Raw genomic sequence first — 19,243 nt, forward strand, 5'->3', positions numbered from 1 at the left:
ACATGGGGCTGCACCGGGTCACGGGGCAAGAGGAGACGCAGGCTTTTTCTTTCCCTCGGCGAGATCCTGCTTTAATGTCGGTCTGCGGACGAGGCATCGTTTGCATTGCAACTGACAATTATGGTTCCTCCGGATTATGAAACCCGCTTTTGCGCTGTCCATTTCTACAACCGGAATTTCTTTGCACCACAATTCCGATGGCGACTGGTTCGCCATAGGTGAGGTGTCGTTGGATGCCTCCAACTTGGAAGAGCAGTTGAAAGTGCTTCGGGACAAGGGGTTTGCGCTTGAAAATGACCTGAGCTGCAAGGTCGTCATCCCAAGGGATCAGGTCAAATTCATCAAAGTCGATACCGCCGGATCATCCTTCGAAGACACCGAACAGGCTGTGCAACACGCTGTATCCGATGCCACCCCTTATGACCTGACAGAGCTGGTATATGTCACGGCAGATGACGGGGCGACCACATGCGTCGCCGTCGTTCCACGCGATACACTGGAGGAAGCTCGGGGGTTTGTGCTGGGATACGGATTCGTTCCGGTCGCGTTCAGCGCTGCATATGAAACAGATGACTTTCCGACCGAACCGTTTTTCCCGCTTGGGGACGCGCCTGCGACGACAAACGCGCCCAAAGTGATCGCTACAGACCCCGCGCAGGATAGTCCGGTTGTTCACGCGATCGCCGATTCTACCGCTCCGACCAGCTTTTGGCCTGTCCAAAAAGTGGCCGCACCTAACTGGACCTCTCTGCCATCAGTGCGAATTGTAGCGGCGGTGGCTTTGATGTTGGTGGCCGGTGGCATATGGAGTCTTTTCGGAGAAGACAGCCCTGCCCCTGCCGATTCAGAACTGGCCCTGCTGGACGAAACAATATCCCAACTCGAACCGAGTTCTGGACCTGTCGAGCCTGCAGAGACACCCGCAGCACAGGCCGAAGTCACAGTGCCCGAGACCGCAGAGCCAGAAATGGCACCGACCTCTGAATCAGAGCCAGAGCTGTCTGCAACCGACCAGGCAATTCTTGAGGCGCTGAGCGTTGCGCCCGCGTTGGTAGACGAAATCGAGCTTGAGCCTGAACCTCAGTTAGTTCCGACACAGCCGGAGATCGAAATCACGTCACCGGGCCTTTTGATAGCGCCGACGCAGGATCCGCAAATTGAGCTGTATCTGGCCTCCAAAGACGACTCAAATCTGTCGCGTGATGCAATCGCATTGCCGCCAGTACACACATACGACACCGACCTGCCATTTGATTTCGAACCACTTTCAACCGCTGCCGGGGCCAGGTTCAGCCTTGATGAGCGCGGGCTGGTAATACCAACCAAAGAAGGCGTCTTGAACCCGGACGGGGTGGTTGTCTATTTGGGAACACCTTCTAAAACTCCCCCTCCATCGGCTTTAGTCCGGCTGGAAAAGGCACCTGTTGAGGAAGTGGTCGACAACAGGCTGGCGACATTGCGACCGAAACCAAGGCCCGAGAACCTGGCCGAAAATTTTGAACGGCAGCGGCTTCAAGGGCGTACATTGAAAGAATTGTCGGGAATTCGCCCGAAACCGCGCCCGGAATCCCTTTTGCGTGCCCCGCCGCCGCCGGAATCGACTGAGCCCCTTGCGGAAATGAGGGTGCCGCGCCCCAAACTCCGACCGGCCGGACTGACCCGGCAGGCCAGTGCAGGTACTGCGACTTTGGGTTCGGCAGCTGGAATTGAACAGCTCAACAATGAGGTCGGAACGTTCCAGCCCAAAACCACAGCGCCCAAAATCCCATCCTCGGCTTCGGTTGCACGGCAGGCCACAATCGACAATGCAATCAACCTGCGGAAACTGAACCTGATCGGGGTTTACGGCAGCCCATCCAATCGCCGCGCATTGGTTCGGCTGCCCAGCGGCAGGTACAAAAAGCTTAAGATCGGGGACAGGCTTGACGGCGGCAATGTCATTGCTATCAGCGACAATGAATTGCGCTATCAGAAACGCGGGCGAAACGTGGTTCTCAAGATGCCACGTGGTTAAGAGGCGGCCTGCGCGGGTGACCACGCAGGATTACCTTCTTGCATCAAGCTGCTGAAATTTCTCCACTTTCAATCTGCTCTCGCTCGATGGATTCGAACAGCGCCTTAAAGTTACCCTCGCCAAACCCATCGTCGCCTTTGCGCTGAATGAACTCGAAGAAAATCGGTCCGATGACCGTTTTCGAGAAGATTTGCAGCAGAATCCGGGTCTCACCACCGTCCAGAACGCCCTCTCCATCAATCAGAATACCGTGCTTCATCATCCGGTCCAACGGCTCTTCATGATCGACCACGCGGGTTTTAGACAACTCATAATAGGCTTCGTTCGGGCCGGGCATGAACTTCAGCCCCTTTTCGGCAATCGCATCGGTCGAGGCATAGATATCCTCGCTGCCCACAGCGATATGCTGGATGCCCTCGCCCTTGTATTTCTTCAAGTAGGAAACGATCTGCCCGGTTTCGCCGCGATCTTCGTTGATCGGAATACGGATACGCCCGCATGGAGACGTCAGCGCGCGGCTAAAAAGACCGGTGAATTTGCCCTGAATGTCAAAAAAACGGATTTCACTGAAGTTGAACAAATCACCATAGAACTTGAACCACTTGTCCATATTGCCCTTGTAAACATTGTGGGTCAGGTGATCGAGATAATAGAACCCATCCCCCCGAAGCTTGGACTGTTCGGTCCATGTGAACTCCTGATTATAGGGCGATGTTTCGTAATATTGATCAATGAAATAGATCAACGATCCGCCAATCCCCTTGATTGCAGGCACATTCAGTGTCTTGTCTGCCGCGTCATAAGGTTCAGCCCCTTTCGCTACAGCGTGCTCATAGGCTTTCTGCGCATCCACGACGCGCCATCCCATCGCCGGAGCACAAGGGCCATGCTCGCCCACGAACCGGGCAGAATAGCTGTTGGGATCTGCATTCAGGATGTAAGTCACATCACCCTGTTGCCACAACTCAATCGCAGGCTTGTCCTTGTGGTGACCTACCAGTGCGAAACCCATCTTTGCGAACAGATCGCGCAGCTCTTGCGGCTCGGGATGTGCGAACTCGACAAACTCGAACCCATCGGTTCCGGCGGGGTTTTCATCCGATATGATAGATTTCGGGGCGTTGTGAGGGAAAGGACCCATGGCGCGTCTCCGTTAATACAGGAATTTATTTGCTGATTTCAAAATACGTCTTAATCGGCACTTTTTTCGCGCATAGTTTTCCAATAACTTAAAGGGGCGCGCGTAAATTGCGCATAAGATTGGCCAATCACGGAGTTTTTCCGCACATGCTTGATTCCACTGATACGCGCCTGCTGTCAGCGCTGCAGAAAAACGCCCACCTAACAGCACACCAACTTGGAGAGATGTTGAACCTGTCGCCCAGTCAGGCTGGTCGCCGGCGCCAACGGCTGGAAGCTGAAGGGTATATCACCAGCTATGTCGCACGCCTCGATCCTCTAAAGTTAGGGTTGCAGGTGCAGGGTTTTGTTCAGGTTCATCTGAGTACGCACGGCCCCGAGCAATCTGAAGGCTTTGCCCGTATGGTCGAAACACGCGCCGAAATCACCAGCGCATGGACAATGACAGGTGAGGCCGATTATTTACTACATGTCTATTGCGACGATCTATCCGCGCTTAATCGCTTGCTTCATCAGGTAATCCTTCCACATCCTGCAGTGGCTCGGATACAAAGCCAAATCGTTATGGATCAGCTCAAACGCGACGCCCCCCTGCCCACCTGAGCGCATTGAAAGGACGATCATGGACAACTTCCTTTACCAGGCGACGATCTATCTGGCTGCGGCTGTGATCGCCGTGCCGCTTTCGGCGCGTCTGGGACTGGGCTCTGTACTGGGATATCTGGCCGCGGGCCTTGTCATAGGGCCGTTGTTCGGATTGGTGGGTGCGGAAACAGAAAACCTGCAGCATGTGGCCGAATTCGGCGTAGTCATGATGCTGTTCCTGATCGGACTTGAACTGGAACCGCGCGCTCTTTGGGATATGCGGGACAGGCTTTTGGGGCTTGGAGGCCTCCAGGTGCTTTTATCGACCGCAGTGATCGCCAGCGTCGCCATGTATGCAAATCATCCATGGTCCGTTGCCCTGGCAGTGGGACTGACGCTTTCCCTGTCATCAACTGCGATTGTTTTGCAGACCCTGTCAGAAAAGGGCTTGATGAAAACGAACGGAGGACGGGCGACCTTTTCAGTACTGCTGACTCAGGACATCGCGGTCATACCAATCCTGGCACTGCTTCCACTGCTGGCTCTGCCTGCTATTCCCCAGATTGCAAATGACGGATCTATCAACCGCATATCCACGGGGCACCACGGCGCGGCGCATCATAGCTTGTCATTGGTCGAGGGGTTGCCAGGGTGGGCGGTAACGCTTGTCACCATTGCCGCGATCGGTTTCGTCATTCTCGCCGGAGTGTACCTGACCAGGCCCTTGTTCCGCTTTATTCATGCGACCCGCCTCCGCGAGATGTATACGGCGCTGGCGTTGATGATTGTGGTTGGCATTTCCTTCCTGATGACGCTGGTTGGCCTGTCACCCGCTCTGGGCGCGTTTCTTGCAGGTGTGGTGCTGGCCAGTTCCGAGTTCCGGCATGAAATGGAGAGCGACCTAGAGCCGTTCAAAGGCCTTTTCCTTGGTCTGTTTTTCATCACCGTTGGCGCGGGCATCGATGTCGCCTATTTCTTCGACGACCCCTTCGACCTGATCGGGCTGGCCCTATTGGTCATTCTGGTCAAGGGGATCATTCTGTTCCTGGTTGGCCGCGCCTTTAAACTGCGCGGACGCGATCACTGGCTGTTTACACTGGGGCTGGCGCAAGCGGGTGAGTTCGGCTTTGTCCTGCTGGCGTTTTCGACCCAGCAGAATGTGATTCCAGGGGATCTGTCACAAAAACTTCTGATGATCATTGCGCTGACCATGCTGATCACGCCGCTTTTGTTCATCATTTATGATCTTCTCTCGCGCCGGATGGGGGATGGCACACCGGCACCCGAACCGGATGAGATCGACGAGAAAGGCCCGGTCATCATCGCCGGGATCGGGCGATTTGGTCAGATCGTCAATCGTCTGGTGCAGGCAAGCGGGTTCAAAACCATCGTTCTTGACCATAACATCGAAACCATCCAGCTGATGCGTCGCTTTGGCGTAAAAGGGTTCCTAGGGGATCCGACCCGTCCGGAACTGTTGCGCGCGGCCGGCCTTGAAAAAGCATCTGTTCTGGTGGCTGCGATGGATGATCGCAAGAAGGTGACGCGTCTTGTCGGCTATGCGCGCCGCCAGCGCCCAGACCTACACATCGTCGCGCGGGCACGGGATCGGACCCATGTGTACGAGCTGTATCAAGCCGGCGCGAACGACATTGTGCGCGAGACATTCGATGGCTCATTGCGGGCCGGGCGATATGTGCTCGAGAATGTGGGTCTCAGCGAATACGAGGCAGCGCAGGCCGAACAGACTTTCTACCACCATGATCGCATGTCGGTTCGTGAACTGGCAGAGCTCTGGATTCCCGGGCTGCCCACCGCCGAGAACAAAAAATACATCGAGCGTGCGCAGCAGCTGGAAAAAGACCTTGAGACCGAACTGCTGGAATTGGCGGAAGAAAACGACAAAAAATCGGCCTGACCTTCAACTGACGGTCAGGCCGCGCGGATCAACTGTCCGAGACGCCAGCTTCGGCAAAGGTCGCCATGCCGGAATGACAGGCAACAGCGCTTTTGAGGATATTGATCGCCAGCGCCCCGCCAGAGCCCTCACCCAGTCGCAGCCCCAGCTTCAGCAAAGGCTCTTTACCGAGCTTGGCCAACACAGCGCCATGCGCACCTTCCGCGCTCTGGTGCCCGGCGATCGAGTGATCCAGCGCGCTCTCTGAAAGGTCAGACAGACACGCGGCGGCCGCTGAGCAGATAAAGCCATCCAGAATAACCGGAATGTGCAGCGCGCGTGCGGCGGCAATGGCTCCGGCCATAGCGGCGATCTCGCGTCCGCCCAGACGGCGCAGAATCTCTAGCCCATCGCCCGAACCGCCATGTAGCGTAACACCTTCGGCCACCACACGGGTTTTGTTTGCTAATCCCGCATCATCGACACCTGTTCCGCGACCAGTCCAATCGCCCGCCTGACCTCCGAACAAGGCGCAAGCAATCGCCGCTGCGGGGGTTGTGTTGCCGATACCCATTTCACCAACAACAAGAAGATCGGCGTCTGGTCTGACCGCAGTCCACCCGGTGCGCAGCGCCTGCAATAGGTCGTCCTCTGACATAGCTGGACCTGATGTGAAATCCGCGGTCGGTCGTTCAAGCTCCAGCGCGTGGACATCCATCGTAGCACCAGCCGCCTTGGCCAGCTGGTTGATGGCCGCCCCGCCATGTTCAAAGTTCAACACCATCTGCACGGTCACTTCCGGCGGAAAGGCCGAAACACCCTGTGCTGTGACACCGTGGTTTCCGGCAAACACGATAACCTGCGGCGAGGTGATCTGCGGGCGGGCATCCCCGCGCCAGCCTGCATACCAGATTGCCAGGTCTTCCAACCGACCAAGCGCGCCCGGAGGTTTGGTCAGCTGCCCATTACGGTCAGTCGCCCCTTGCGCAGCGGCATCATCGGGCCCGGAGGCTTGCCGGACAGCTTCGCGGAAAGAATTCAGATTGTTAATTTCGGGCAGCATCCAAAGCCTCGTTGCATCAGAGTGGTCCTGCGTGTTTAACCGAAGCGATCAAACCGACAAGACCCTGAAAGGCGCAGGAGTGCTAAAAAACGACACCAAGCTCATTTCTGCCTGGGATATTCCGCTGGCTTTGGTCCTGTTGACGCGTTTGCCCGTGCCGCGGCTGCCTGACAGAGTGTTCTCGCGTCAGGCCAGCGCCGTTTGGGCCTTTCCATTGGCGGGGCTTGTTGTCGGCATGTTGGCCGGTGCCGTGGGATGGATGGCGACGGCTATGGGGCTGCCGTCGATAGCGTGTGCCATACTTGTCGTTCTTGTCCTGACCATCACCACCGGCGCGATACACGAGGATGGGCTTGCAGATACCGCTGACGGGCTGTGGGGCGGTTTCACGCCTGAACGGCGGCTAGAGATTATGAAGGACAGCCACATCGGCACCTATGGCGTCCTTGCCCTGATTTCTTCGCAACTGCTGCGCGTGTCGTTGATTGCTGCGATCCTTTCGAATGCGGGTTTTGCCACCATATTGGCCGCATGCATCGTTTCGCGGGCTATGATGCCTGTTGTTATGTCCGTCCTTCCAAATGCCCGCCAAACGGGCCTTAGCCATTCAGTGGGCGCACCCGGATCGACCGCGGTGATACTCGGCGGGGCCATGGCGCTGCTGCTCACTCTGCCAATGATCGGGTTGCAGGTGGTTTTCCCTGCGCTGATTGCCGCTTTGTCTGCGGTGGCAATGACGATGCTAGCCAAGGCCAAGATCGAGGGTCAGACCGGTGACATACTGGGCGCCACTCAACAACTGGCCGAGATAGGGTTTCTTATGGCCGTAGCTACGCAGGTTTAGTGGCCCCGATTTCAATAGGTGACTGCAATATAAAAAGGCCACCTCCTTGCAGGGATGGCCTTAAAACTTTGATTTTAGCAGGTTCAGGCCGCCGCTGCCGCGCGCGAGGTCAGAACCTCATCCACCTGCCTGGCCGCAGACACTTCGCCTGCGCCGGATACTGCCGCGACTTCGCGGGTCAGACGCTCAAGCGCGGCTTCATAAAGCTGACGTTCGGAATAGCTCTGTTCGCGCTGATCATCGGTGCGGTGCAGATCGCGGACAACTTCGGCAATCGAGATCAGATCACCCGAGTTGATCTTTTGTTCATATTCCTGTGCCCGGCGGGACCACATGGCACGCTTGACCTTGGCCTTGCCCTTCAGTGTCTTCATGGCCTGGCTGATGACATCTGGCGAGCTGAGCGAGCGCAAACCGGACTCGGTCGCCTTGTTGGTCGGCACGCGCAGGGTCATTTTGTCTTTCTCAAAGGAAATGACGAACAGCTCGAGCGAGTATCCCGCAACTTCCTGTTCTTCGATCGAAATGATCTGACCGACACCATGGGCCGGGTAAACAACATAGTCGTTGGGGCGAAACTCAAGCTTCTTCGACTTAGACATACAGGTTCTTCCTTGGTTACGAGAGCGCGGGACAGACAACAAAACGACCCACCCCGTGCCAGTACGGCCCGGTCAGGTTGCTGTGTTTTCAACTAATCAGAACTCCAAAGCGAGCATACTTACGGAGTCATCCCCATCTCAATCAACGTTCAATTTCCGAGTATATCACAAAATTGAGACACTCGAAAGGCTGCCCCTTTCCACTTGAAAGAAAGGTGTTAAGAAACAGATAGATAAGGCGCCATCCCACTGCTGAACTGACAAGTTCAGAGCGCGAATCGCTTAGCCGCCTTCGCCGGGGGCCTCAGAGAAGTATTTCTCCATCTTACCCTCTTCGCCATCACGCTCTTCTGCATCAGGCAGCGGGTCTTTCTTGGTCACGATCACCGGCCACTGCTCGGAGAACTTGCGATTAAACTCGACCCATTGATCCATGCCCGGCTCAGTATCCGGACGGATCGCATCAGCGGGACATTCAGGTTCACATACTCCGCAATCGATGCATTCATCGGGATGGATGACCAGTGTATTCTCACCTTCATAGAAACAATCCACCGGACACACTTCGACACAGTCGGTGTATTTGCAGGCGATGCAGTTTTCAGTGACAACATAGGTCATGGTGAATTTCCCGTTTGCGGTTTGGGCGTCTAGCTAAATCAGTATGGCGTCAGCTTCAAGATATGTTCAGCTATCTTGATTGCGAGAAAGATCAAGTAGACGCCGATCCTTCTTGGTGGGACGACCTTTTCCCTCAAAGCCCGGATTTCGCGGCTGCGTGTCCTGCTTTTCGGTCAAATCGGTATATAATGTCTGCGCCTCGGATGCTGGTCCGCGCCGATCACCCAGTTTTTCGATACGCACAACGCGCACAACGCGCGCCTGAGGGAAGGTCAGAACATCACCGGGGGCCACAGGCTGCGCCGGTTTCAGGATCCGGTTTCCGTTGACGCGGACATTGCCGCCACTGACCTGCTTGGCGGACAGGCTTCGGGTCTTGAAGAACCGCGCCTGCCACAGCCATTTATCGATCCGAAGCCGAGCCTCGGTCATCAGGCTTTAGTTGCCTTCCTTCAAACCCATAAGCGCGGCCGCGAACGGGTTATCGGGATCAATGGGCTTTTCTTTCCTGGGCGGACGAGACGAGAAGGTCTTGGCACCCTGCGGCTTGCCACCTTTCTTGCCCTGCGGCTTGCCCCGGCCATCCTGAGGCTTACCGCGCGGCTTACCTTTGCCCTGCCCCTGCCGCTGTTCACGGCGTGGGCCTTGGTTGGCCTGACGCTGACGGCCCCAGGTGAAGGTATAGAAGACCTCAACCTCGGGTTCATCTGTTGCTGCTGTCGGCGCGGTGGCCTCGGCTGCTGCCTCGGTGCTTTCGGTGGCCTCGGCTGACGCCTCGGTGGGTGCGGCGACCTCTTCGGGGGTTCCCTCTGGTGCGGGTACTTCCTCGGAGGCAGCTGCTTCCGTGGCCTCTGCGGCAGGTAGCTCTGCCGGTGCAGGCTTAACCTTTTCACGCTCGGCGCGTTCAGCCTTATAGCCCAACCCCTGCATCAGGTCGGCGAATTGTTCCAGCGTCATACCGGTGATCGACAGCATGTCAGGCTTGGCCTCGAACCCACCACGGCTGTCTTCAGCGCGCAGCATGTCGGCCAGACGTTCCAGCATGTCGATCCGGATCGAGCGTTCGCCCGCATCGCGATAACCACACATAGTGTCATAACCGTCAGGTGCGCCTTTGGCGATGGGCACAGTAACAAGACCCGGAGGCGGCGCGTCGGGAAATTCCTGCAGGCCATTTGCCAATGCCCACAGAACAAGACGCAGACGCGTTGGGGCCGGTTTCAGCAGCAGCGGCATGAAAATAGTGAACTGACCAAAGCGGATACCGTGTTTGCGCAGCGCGCCACGGGCGTCCTGATCCAGATCCTTGACGTCTTGCGCGACACCTGCGCGCGGCAATACGCCTAGCGCCTCAACCATGCGGAAGGCAAAGCCCCTGGCCAGCCCATTGAGTTCTTCATCGCGCGACAGGTTCAGCAACGGCTCGAACAGTGCGGCCACTTTGCGGTCGATGAAATGCTGCAGGCGACGCTGAACTTTCTGTTCAACATCGGGGCCGGCGGCCTCGTCCACAAAAACCTCGACCAGCGGCTTGAGAGGCTCTGCCCCGGCAACCAGCTTGCCAACGGCATATTCACCCCACATCAGGCCACCCTGATCGGTAAAATCAATTTCGGTATCGGGTGCATTATAGAAGCGATCGGCACGCAGATGGAATTGCGGCGCGAGGGCTTGCAAGGACGCCGATTTCAAGGCTTTCGCCTCGGCTCCTTGCGCGCTTTTGTCCGGACTGAACCGGAACCCTTCCAGACGACCGACGAATTCACCTTCGACGGTCACTTCACCCTTGTCATTTACTTCGGCCAAAAGGGCCTCCTTCTGTTTGAGCCGGCGCAACAAAACGGATGTGCGCCGGTCCACAAATCTCTGAGTCAAACGGTCATGCAGAGCGTCTGACAGCCTGTCTTCTACAATGCGCGTCTCATCACGCCAATGGGATTCGTCACGCACCCAACCATTTCGTTGCGCAACGTAAGTCCAGGTGCGAATATATGCCAACCTTTTTGACAGTGCATCTATATCGCCATCCGTTCGGTCGATCCGGCGGATTTGCCGCGCCATAAAGTCATCCGGGATCGAACCACCTTCATGCAGGTGGCCAAAAATCACTTCGAGCAGGCTGGCATGTTCGGCATGGCTGATGCCGCGAAAATCGGGGATTCGGCACACATCCCATAACAAACGAACGGATTGCGGATCACTGGCACGGGCCGTAATTTCGGCAACTTGCGACAAGGATTTAAGCACATTCAGATCATCTGCCGGACGGGCTTTGATCAGGTGTTCGCTATCCGGGCTAATCTCGAGCGTGTGGATCAGAGCGTCAATCGAACCAAACTGCAAGGCGGCATTCCGCCAATTCAGTTTTTTCATCGGCGCAAAGCGGCTGTCCATAATGGCCTGCGCGACACCATCGTCCAGAGGCGGCGCCTCACCGGTCACGCCGAAGGTTCCATCGGACATTCCGCGCCCTGCGCGGCCAGCAATTTGGGCAAGCTCATTCGGGGCCAGGGGCCGCATCCGCCGGCCATCGAATTTGGTCAGGGACGAGAACGCAACATGGTTCACATCCAGGTTCAACCCCATCCCGATGGCATCGGTGGCAACCAAATAGTCGACCTCACCATTCTGATAGAGCTCAACCTGTGCATTCCGTGTACGCGGGCTAAGCGCCCCCATGACCACAGCTGCCCCACCCTTTTGACGGCGTAGCAGCTCGGCGATGGCATAGACGTTGTCGACCGAAAACCCGACGATGGCGCTGCGCGGTGGCATGCGGCTGATTTTCTTGGAACCGGCATAGACCAGTTGCGACATCCGCTCTCGCCGGACGAATTGTGCTTCGGGCACAAGTGCCGCGATGGGACCGCGCATGGTATCGGATCCCAGAAACAGGGTTTCATTGGTGCCGCGCGCGCGCAGCAACCTGTCGGTGAAGACGTGGCCGCGTTCCGGGTCGGCGCAGAGTTGGATTTCGTCGATAGCCACAAAATCGGCACCCATGCCTTCGGGCATCGCCTCGACCGTACTGACCCAATATTTCGCGCGCGGCGGTACGATACGTTCTTCCCCGGTGATCAGCGCCACCACCGACGGCCCGCGAATGGCGACGATTTTGTCGTATACCTCGCGCGCAAGCAGGCGCAGCGGCAGGCCGATCACCCCCGTGCGGTACCCCAGCATACGTTCGATTGCGTAATGGGTTTTGCCTGTATTGGTTGGGCCAAGTACGGCCACGATTCGGGATGACCCGCTCACCTTTGCCCCCTGCCCCCGGTTTTCAGAGGGCCGAGCCCTCGATCTGGGCTTTCAGTCGATTCACTGCATTGGTTACTTCTTCGTAATGGGGATGTATAGCCAAGGCATGGGAATAGGCCGCAAATGCCTTTTCGGGCTGACCCAGAATCTCAAATATCAATCCAAGCCCGTAGATGGCCTCATAGTTGTTCGGGTTCAGCGTCAGGGCATGTTCCAGATCTGCGGCAGCCATCCCGAACCTTTCGATCCCAAAAAACGCAGAGGCCCGCGCGTGCCAGCCTTCGGCGAAATCAGGCGCGTGGTCTGTCAGGGCCGTCAAATGCTCAATCGCGGCATAGGTGTCACCATCATCCAGTGCTTCGCGCCCACGCTCCAGCAGCAGATCGGCGGAGGCCGAACCAGATTGCGACCAGAGCGCCCGTAACTGGCGGTCGATTCCAGTCGCCTGGTCCGGTGTGGCCTGTGCAAGGTTCTGCAACAACTCGGCCTCGTCGCGGGAATCCTCCTGCTGCGCAAGGCAAGTGGAGGAAAACATGACTAGGACAAAAAGTGCCGCAACGGTACCTTTGAGATTGTTGATTGCATTGCTCATAACAAGTGTCAGTGTAGCGTTGCGACCGAGGATGTCCATTCACGGCGTACTAACAAAATGAGGAAGATCATGAGCGATTCATTGGAAAAAGCCGCAGCAGTGCTGAATGAGAAACTGTCGGGCGGCGATTTCGACGCATCGGCTAAATTTGCCATCGCGGATTTGGGCGCGATCGTAGTTGATGCAAGCGGCGCGCGCATCAGCGATGAAGAAACGGACGTGACTTTGAACGCTGATGCGGACACGTTCGAGCAAATTCTCAATGGTGATCTGGACCCGACAAGCGCCTTCATGGCCGGAAAACTGAGCATTGACGGCGACATGGGCGCGGCAATGAAACTCGCCTCGGCCCTGGCCTGATGGAATACCCGTCGGCCCCTTTGTTCGAAGACGTGGCTGGCGGCCCCGCTGGCGGTGTTGCTCATTGGTTGAACACCGCCGACGGTACCCGAATTCGCGTGGCGCATTGGCGCCCCGAAGGTACAGCGAACGGGACTGTCATGCTGTTTCCCGGTCGCACTGAATACATCGAAAAATACGGTGATGCGGCGAGTGAATTCGTCAAGCGTGGCTTTGCCGTGCTGGTGATCGACTGGCGGGGTCAGGGATTGGCAGACCGGTTGCTTGACGATCCGCGGGTTGGCCATGTCGATAAATTCACTGACTATCAGCAAGACGTAGATGTGTCGCTAGAGCTGGCCACAAAGCTTGATCTGCCCAGGCCCTGGCATGTTATCGGCCACTCTATGGGCGGTGCCATTGGATTGCGGGCAGTTTTGGAAAACGATTGTTTTGCTACCTGTGTTTTTACCGGTCCGATGTGGGGGATTTTCTTTACGCCCCTTATGAAACCCATCAGCCGGTTGACCGCAAATTGGGCCCCACGACTGGGGTTTGGCGAAAAGACCCCCCCGACCACTTCACTGGACAGCTATGTTCTGACACAGCCTTTCGAAGGCAATAGCCTGACGCGCGATCCTGCCATGTACAAAATGATGCAGGATCATCTGGCCAAGTATCCCGAACTGTCCCTTGGTGCACCGTCGACGATCTGGCTGCGCGAGGCATTAGATGAATGCGACTGGTTGATGGTGCAGACTGCCCCAGCCATGCCATGCCTGACATATCTTGGCTCCCACGAGCAGATTGTGGACCGCAAGGCCATCCGCGCACGCATGGCAAACTGGCCCAACAGCACGTTGATCGAAATTCCAGACGGTGAACACGAAGTCCTGATGGAACCGCCAGAGGTGCGCGACCCTGCATTTGACCAAATCGCCGCGCATTTCAAAGCTGCATAGACGGATCACCCCCTGGAACCGGCGCTTTCCCTTTGACTGTCCGCTTGTGATCCTCGTCGGTCGCGCCTAGATGTTTGCCAAAGCAGATTTTCGAGGTGATCCATGCGCGACCTTCCTTTTCCACTACGTGACGCAAACGCGGTCGGCGGGGCCGATAATCTTGGCAACCTGCCGGAATGGGATCTGACGGATCTCTATGCTTCGGAAGACGCTGCCGAGCTTGCGCGTGACCTGGACTGGTTGGAAACCGAATGCGCCGCCTTTGCCGCAGATTACGAAGGCAATTTGGCGGATCTTGATGCCCTGGGCTTGCTGACCTGCGTGTTGCGGAACGAAAAGATCAACTCGATCGCCGGGCGCATCATGTCCTTTGCCGGGCTGCGCTATTATCAGCTGACGACCGATGCCGAGCGCGCCAAGTTCCTCTCGGACATGCAGGAAAAGATCACTGTCTTTACCACGCCGCTGGTGTTCTTCACGCTGGAAATCAATCGCCTCGACGACGACGCGCTAAAAGCGCATTTCGACGCCAACACCGATCTGGCCCGTTACGAGCCCGTATTCCGCCGCATCCGCGCAATGAAACCCTATCAGCTATCTGACGAGCTTGAAAAATTCCTGCACGATCTGGGTGTTGTTGGCGATGCCTGGGAACGCCTGTTCGACGAGACCATCGCGGGCTTGACCTTTGATGTTGACGGAGAAGAGTTGAACATCGAAGGCACACTCAACCTACTGACCGAGCAGGACCGCAGCAAACGCGAAGCGGCTTCTCGCGAATTGGCCCGCGTGTTTCAGGACAACGTCAAGACCTTCGCGCGCGTTCACAACACGCAGGCCAAGGAAAAGGAAATCGTCGACCGCTGGCGTAATATGCCGACCGCGCAGACTGGTCGCCATCTGTCGAATGACGTCGAACCCGAGGTCGTCGAGGCCCTGCGCGAGGCGGTCGTGGCCGCCTACCCCAAGCTGAGCCACCGCTATTACGAGCTGAAACGCAAATGGCTGGGTCTGGACGTGATGCAGGTCTGGGATCGCAACGCACCCCTGCCGATGGAAGACACGCAGATTGTCGGCTGGGATGACGCCGAGAAAACCGTGATGGATGCCTATGAGGCCTTTGATCCGCGTATGGGTGAGATCGCCGCGCCGTTCTTCTCGAAGGGTTGGATTGATGCCGCGGTGAAACCGGGCAAGGCGCCGGGCGCCTTTGCGCATCCCACCGTAACTGACGTCCACCCCTATGTGATGCTGAACTATCTGGGCAAGCCGCGCGATGTGATGACCCTGGCGCATGAGCTGGGCCATGGCGTTCATCAGGTTTTGGCCGCCGATCAAGGTGAGATGCTGTCTTCCACCCCGCTGACGCTGGCCGAAACCGCTTCGGTTTTTGGTGAAATGCTGACCTTCCGCAAAATGCTGGACAAGGCCGAAACCCCTGAGCAGCGCAAGATTCTGCTGGCTGGCAAGGTCGAGGACATGATCAACACGGTCGTGCGCCAAATCGCGTTCTATGACTTCGAATGCAAATTGCACGCCGCCCGCCGCGAGGGCGAGTTGACCCCGGACGACATCAACGCCCTGTGGATGAGCGTTCAGGCCGAAAGCCTCGGCCCCGCATTTGAATTCATGGAAGGGTATGAGACGTTCTGGGCCTATATCCCACATTTCGTGCACTCGCCCTTCTACGTCTACGCCTATGCCTTTGGTGATGGCCTCGTGAACGCGCTCTATTCCGTCTACGAAAGCGGCGCGGATGGGTTCGAGGACAAGTATTTCGACATGCTGCGCGCCGGTGGGTCAAAACACCACAAAGAGCTACTGGCCCCGTTCGGTCTGGATGCCAGCGATCCCAAGTTCTGGGACAAAGGCCTGTCGATGATCTCGGGCTTTATTGATGAATTGGAAGCGATGGAGGGCTAATGCGGCCTGTCTTGGAGGCGGTGATGTCAGCTTTGGGGACATTGCCGACCTTGATTTTCCTTCAACCAACGTCTGCTTTGACATCTCTTAGTCTGAGGTTATTGCGTCTCAAGTTCGATTCGACGTAGCAACTGGTTAGCATAAGGCGTCCTGTCTCTATAGGCAATCTTCGTGGGGTCTCCACCCAGCCATTTTACCAAATGTTCGGGGTAGTACCGGCGACGATCAGGTATGACAAAAGGTACCGGGCCAGCCTTCAATTTGAACGGGTTACCTTCAAGAAAATCAGAATCTCTAAAACTGCGTTTAGAGCACTCCCATGAGCCACCAGACTTTTTTGTAACTGGGTTGAATGCGTTAGAGCCGTATCTGTAGCAGAGCTGAACGCCTGCAGAGTTGAAGTCTTGGGCTCGCCATTGGCCTACTACGATTGTGCGATTTCCCGGGTACCATAGATACGATTTACCGTTAGACGCATGATATTCTATCTGCGTCCCGTGTTGTTGAACTAAAGAATTGGGGTCTTGAGTTACTAGTGTTGCATCGCTTAGGGCACTCATCATTGCATTGACAGAGCTGCTATATCCATCTCTGCGATCAATCCATGCCCATACTTCGGCCCGGCTCTCGGGCGTGCCGCAAGCGGCCAGTAGTGTACACAACAGCAAAATGCCGGCCATGCCCTTTGTTTTCTCAAATCGACTTTTGAGCATTTAGGGTCTCCAAAATTCTAATGCCATACAGTACAATTGTTGGAACTACCGCAAGGGCAAAATCCATGCTAGCGCCGGTTTTCACCACAGATCACAAACGTCGGCCATTGTCTCCCAAGTATGGTCAGAAATCACGGCTTGCTTTGACCAATGCCGATGGAAAGCTGACTTTGATGCGCTGTGCGGCATCCTCTACTTTGGGCTCAAAGCAAACATAATAAACTCACCTCAACTGACTGTCCTTCGACCCGCGCCGGTTGATACCGCCGCGCATTTTATGCGCCCCGTCACGTTCTTGCTGGCACTCGAGGCACAGTTTCACGCCAGGCAGTGCTGTGCGGCGCTTTTCGGGGATTGGTTCTTCGCATTCGGCACAATGGGTCAGGCTTTCGCCTACGGGCCGTTTCTGGACCTGCATTCGGGCCAGCTCATCCGAAATGGATGCCTCGATCTGTTCGCTTACTGCGCCGTCGCGCGCCCAGCCACCTGCCATCGGGATGCCTCCTGTAAAGGTGTTAGCCGATTTTGCAGCGGTTCAAGAAGCGTGGCAAGTCATGGCAGCGCCACTGCATTCTCCAGCACACGGTCAATCACTTCCTGCGTGCCGCGTGAAAACTCAAGCGGGCACGGATATTCGGCACCCTCACGGACCGACCGACAAAAAGCTTCGACCTGCAGCTTATAGTGATCGTCCGCGGGGAAACGTGTGACCTGTATTTCCAGGCCGGGGCGGTGCAATTCGACACGCGCCTCTCCGAACACACGCGGATTGAACGGCGCAGTCAGCCGGATCATGCCGCGCTCGCCATGAAACACCATCTCTTGATGCGGATGCATTCGGATCGAGACATAGCTGGAATAGGTGAAATCCGGGAACTGAGCGCGAATCTCGGTAAAAGCGTCGACCCCATCCTCCCACCGGATGGCGGATTCGACCTGAACCGGCTCCTGCCCGGTGACAAAGCGCGCGCTGCCAATCACATAGACGCCAATATCACGCAGCCCACCTCCGCCGGTCTCAGCCCGGTTGCGAATGTTTGCCGTATCCGCCCGGCTGTCAAAGCTGAACGCACCTGTCACATGGGCCAAATTCCCGATCGCCTTGTCGGCGATCAGCTTGCGTACAAACTTCCATTGAGGGTGTTGGACGATCATATAAGCCTCGGCCGCCAACAATCCGGTCTCATCCCGTTTGTTGATCAATGGGGCAAATTCGGACACGGTCATAGCCATGGGCTTTTCACACAGCACATGTTTACCGGCGTCCAGTGCCTTAAGGCTCCATTCGACATGCAAATGGTTGGGCAGCGGGATGTAAACGGCCTCAATCTGTGGGTCGTTCAGCAACGCATCATAACTGTGATAAACCGTCAAATCCGGGCAAAAGGCCTGAAACGGTTCGGCTTTGGCGGGATCGGACGTCGCAAGGCCCGCCAGACGCGCGCCCTCAGCTGCGTGGATTGCAGGGGCCATATATTGCCGCGCGAATTTCGCAGCTCCCAATACGCCCCAATTCACCGGATTCTGCATCATTGACACCCCCTATGGCTTTGATCCGGTCTGTTGTAATCGCCCTCAGTCCGAGTGTCATTAGCGCTAACACAAATAGAAAACCCGGCACGACCAATGTCGCACCGGGCCCGTTCAATTAACGAAGAGGTCAGGCTGTGGCCAGCATCCCCTTTTCTCGGGCAAGCTCTCGCATCTTCTTCTGAAGTTTCTCAAAAGCGCGGACTTCAATCTGGCGAATGCGTTCGCGACTGACATTGTACTGCGTACTCAGCTCTTCCAGTGTGACGGCCTGATCCATCAGGCGGCGTTGGGTCAGAATGTCTTTTTCCCGGTCATTCAAAACTTCAAGAGCAGCCACCAACAGCTCGCGGCGGGCGTCGAGCTCATCGCGGGCCTCATAGTCGCCCGCCTGATCGGCATCCTCGTCCTCAAGCCAGTCCTGCCATTGCATGGTGCCTTCACCCTCGGACCCGACGGTCGCATTCAGAGAGGCGTCGCCACCGGACATCCGGCGGTTCATGCTGATCACTTCTGCTTCGGTCACACCAAGGTCATTTGCGATCCGGGCCACGTTTTCCGGACGCAGGTCGCCCTCTTCAAGCGCACCGATGCGTGCCTTAGCTTTGCGCAAGTTGAAAAACAGCTTTTTCTGCGCCGAGGTTGTACCCAGTTTGACCAAAGACCATGACCGCAGAATGTATTCCTGAATCGAGGCGCGAATCCACCACATGGCATAGGTCGCCAGCCGGAACCCTTTTTCCGGGTCAAACCGTTTCACGGCCTGCATAAGACCGACATTGGCCTCGGAGATCACTTCGGCCTGTGGCAGCCCATAACCGCGATAACCCATAGCGATCTTGGCCGCCAACCGTAGATGGGAGGTCACCATTTTATGTGCAGCTTCAGTATCTTGCTTCTCAACCCAGCTTTTGGCCAGCATGTATTCTTCTTCTGGTTCCAGCAGGGGAAACTTCCGAATTTCCTGCATATAGCGGTTCAGCCCGCCTTCCGGCGTCGGCGCGGGGAGATTTGCGTAATTGGCCATGTTTCTTGTCCCTCCGACAAATGTTTAAGTCGTTAACATGGATATGGGAGGTCGTCCCGATCCGTTCAAGAGGTACCGTTAACAGTTTGAAATTAACGTTTGATAAAGGAAACCTAAGAAAACGTTATTCACG

At 56.5% G+C, this 19,243-nt stretch carries 17 protein-coding genes; 7 read left to right on the forward strand and 10 right to left on the reverse strand.

From position 1 onward, the window contains the following. Positions 1-136 precede the first annotated feature (136 nt). Positions 137-2,014 (forward strand): hypothetical protein, encoded by a 1,878-nt coding sequence (locus AC2FJW_RS02265; protein ID WP_496749102.1) that lies wholly within the window; start codon positions 137-139, stop codon positions 2,012-2,014. Between the two features lie 43 nt (positions 2,015-2,057). On the opposite strand, the gene hppD is transcribed toward AC2FJW_RS02265, so the two are convergent. Next, the gene (gene hppD / locus AC2FJW_RS02270; protein WP_496749103.1) at positions 2,058-3,155 is read right to left on the reverse strand and encodes a 4-hydroxyphenylpyruvate dioxygenase; all 1,098 of its coding nucleotides are present in this window, start codon (positions 3,153-3,155) and stop codon (positions 2,058-2,060) included. Positions 3,156-3,301: 146 nt separating this feature from the next. Here hppD and AC2FJW_RS02275 point away from each other — a divergent pair, with 146 nt between their 5' ends. Together AC2FJW_RS02275 and AC2FJW_RS02280 are read left to right on the forward strand one after the other, a co-directional pair. Further along, a complete protein-coding gene (locus AC2FJW_RS02275) occupies positions 3,302-3,757 on the forward strand; it encodes an Lrp/AsnC family transcriptional regulator (protein WP_142634408.1) in 456 nt (151 codons plus the stop codon). A 19-nt stretch (positions 3,758-3,776) separates the two neighbouring features. Then, on the forward strand, positions 3,777-5,657 hold the full coding sequence (locus tag AC2FJW_RS02280) for a monovalent cation:proton antiporter-2 (CPA2) family protein (RefSeq protein WP_142634410.1): 1,881 nt from the start codon (positions 3,777-3,779) through the stop codon (positions 5,655-5,657). 28 nt (positions 5,658-5,685) lie between these two features. On the opposite strand, the gene cobT is transcribed toward AC2FJW_RS02280, so the two are convergent. Beyond that, a complete protein-coding gene (cobT, locus tag AC2FJW_RS02285; protein ID WP_271946518.1) occupies positions 5,686-6,699 on the reverse strand; it encodes a nicotinate-nucleotide--dimethylbenzimidazole phosphoribosyltransferase in 1,014 nt (337 codons plus the stop codon). A 79-nt stretch (positions 6,700-6,778) separates the two neighbouring features. On the opposite strand from cobT, the gene cobS reads away from it, so the two are divergent. Then, on the forward strand, positions 6,779-7,543 hold the full coding sequence (cobS, locus tag AC2FJW_RS02290) for an adenosylcobinamide-GDP ribazoletransferase (protein WP_496749104.1): 765 nt from the start codon (positions 6,779-6,781) through the stop codon (positions 7,541-7,543). A gap of 83 nt (positions 7,544-7,626) precedes the next feature. Here the strand turns inward: cobS and AC2FJW_RS02295 are convergent, their stop codons facing one another. The 5 genes from AC2FJW_RS02295 to AC2FJW_RS02315 form a co-directional block, all read right to left on the reverse strand. Next, entirely contained in the window at positions 7,627-8,145 is a 519-nt protein-coding gene (locus AC2FJW_RS02295; protein ID WP_142634416.1) for a CarD family transcriptional regulator, read from the reverse strand. Positions 8,146-8,427: 282 nt separating this feature from the next. Continuing rightward, on the reverse strand, positions 8,428-8,766 hold the full coding sequence (gene fdxA, locus AC2FJW_RS02300; RefSeq protein ID WP_085821728.1) for a ferredoxin FdxA: 339 nt from the start codon (positions 8,764-8,766) through the stop codon (positions 8,428-8,430). 66 nt (positions 8,767-8,832) lie between these two features. Then, complete coding sequence (locus AC2FJW_RS02305; protein ID WP_496749105.1) at positions 8,833-9,198, reverse strand: RNA-binding S4 domain-containing protein; 366 nt, start codon at positions 9,196-9,198, stop codon at positions 8,833-8,835. A gap of 6 nt (positions 9,199-9,204) precedes the next feature. Further along, positions 9,205-12,024, reverse strand: a complete 2,820-nt coding sequence (locus tag AC2FJW_RS02310; protein WP_496749106.1) for a helicase-related protein — start codon at positions 12,022-12,024, stop codon at positions 9,205-9,207. Positions 12,025-12,046: 22 nt separating this feature from the next. Then, positions 12,047-12,616 carry a tetratricopeptide repeat protein gene (locus AC2FJW_RS02315; protein ID WP_496749107.1) on the reverse strand — a complete coding sequence of 190 codons (570 nt, stop codon included), beginning with the start codon at positions 12,614-12,616 and terminating at the stop codon, positions 12,047-12,049. A gap of 69 nt (positions 12,617-12,685) precedes the next feature. Here AC2FJW_RS02315 and AC2FJW_RS02320 point away from each other — a divergent pair, with 69 nt between their 5' ends. From AC2FJW_RS02320 to AC2FJW_RS02330, 3 genes are all read left to right on the forward strand, one after another. After that, positions 12,686-12,976, forward strand: coding sequence for an SCP2 sterol-binding domain-containing protein (locus AC2FJW_RS02320; protein WP_142634424.1), 291 nt, complete (start codon positions 12,686-12,688; stop codon positions 12,974-12,976). Next, positions 12,976-13,917: an alpha/beta hydrolase gene (locus AC2FJW_RS02325; RefSeq protein WP_496749108.1), complete on the forward strand. Its 942-nt coding sequence runs from the start codon at positions 12,976-12,978 to the stop codon at positions 13,915-13,917. Before AC2FJW_RS02320 ends, AC2FJW_RS02325 begins: the two co-directional genes overlap by 1 nt. Positions 13,918-14,019: 102 nt before the next feature. Continuing rightward, the gene (locus AC2FJW_RS02330) at positions 14,020-15,840 is read left to right on the forward strand and encodes a M3 family oligoendopeptidase (RefSeq protein ID WP_496713514.1); all 1,821 of its coding nucleotides are present in this window, start codon (positions 14,020-14,022) and stop codon (positions 15,838-15,840) included. Between the two features lie 936 nt (positions 15,841-16,776). Here the strand turns inward: AC2FJW_RS02330 and AC2FJW_RS02335 are convergent. The 3 genes from AC2FJW_RS02335 to rpoH all read right to left on the reverse strand — a co-directional run bounded on the left by AC2FJW_RS02335 (position 16,777) and on the right by rpoH (position 19,110). After that, positions 16,777-17,046 carry a DksA/TraR family C4-type zinc finger protein gene (locus AC2FJW_RS02335; protein WP_142634430.1) on the reverse strand — a complete coding sequence of 90 codons (270 nt, stop codon included), beginning with the start codon at positions 17,044-17,046 and terminating at the stop codon, positions 16,777-16,779. Between the two features lie 59 nt (positions 17,047-17,105). Next, positions 17,106-18,083: a Gfo/Idh/MocA family protein gene (locus tag AC2FJW_RS02340; protein WP_496749176.1), complete on the reverse strand. Its 978-nt coding sequence runs from the start codon at positions 18,081-18,083 to the stop codon at positions 17,106-17,108. A gap of 130 nt (positions 18,084-18,213) precedes the next feature. Next, positions 18,214-19,110 carry an RNA polymerase sigma factor RpoH gene (gene rpoH, locus AC2FJW_RS02345; RefSeq protein ID WP_496749109.1) on the reverse strand — a complete coding sequence of 299 codons (897 nt, stop codon included), beginning with the start codon at positions 19,108-19,110 and terminating at the stop codon, positions 18,214-18,216. Positions 19,111-19,243: the final 133 nt, after the last annotated feature.

Source organism: Ruegeria sp. CDSA020, from assembly GCF_059612345.1.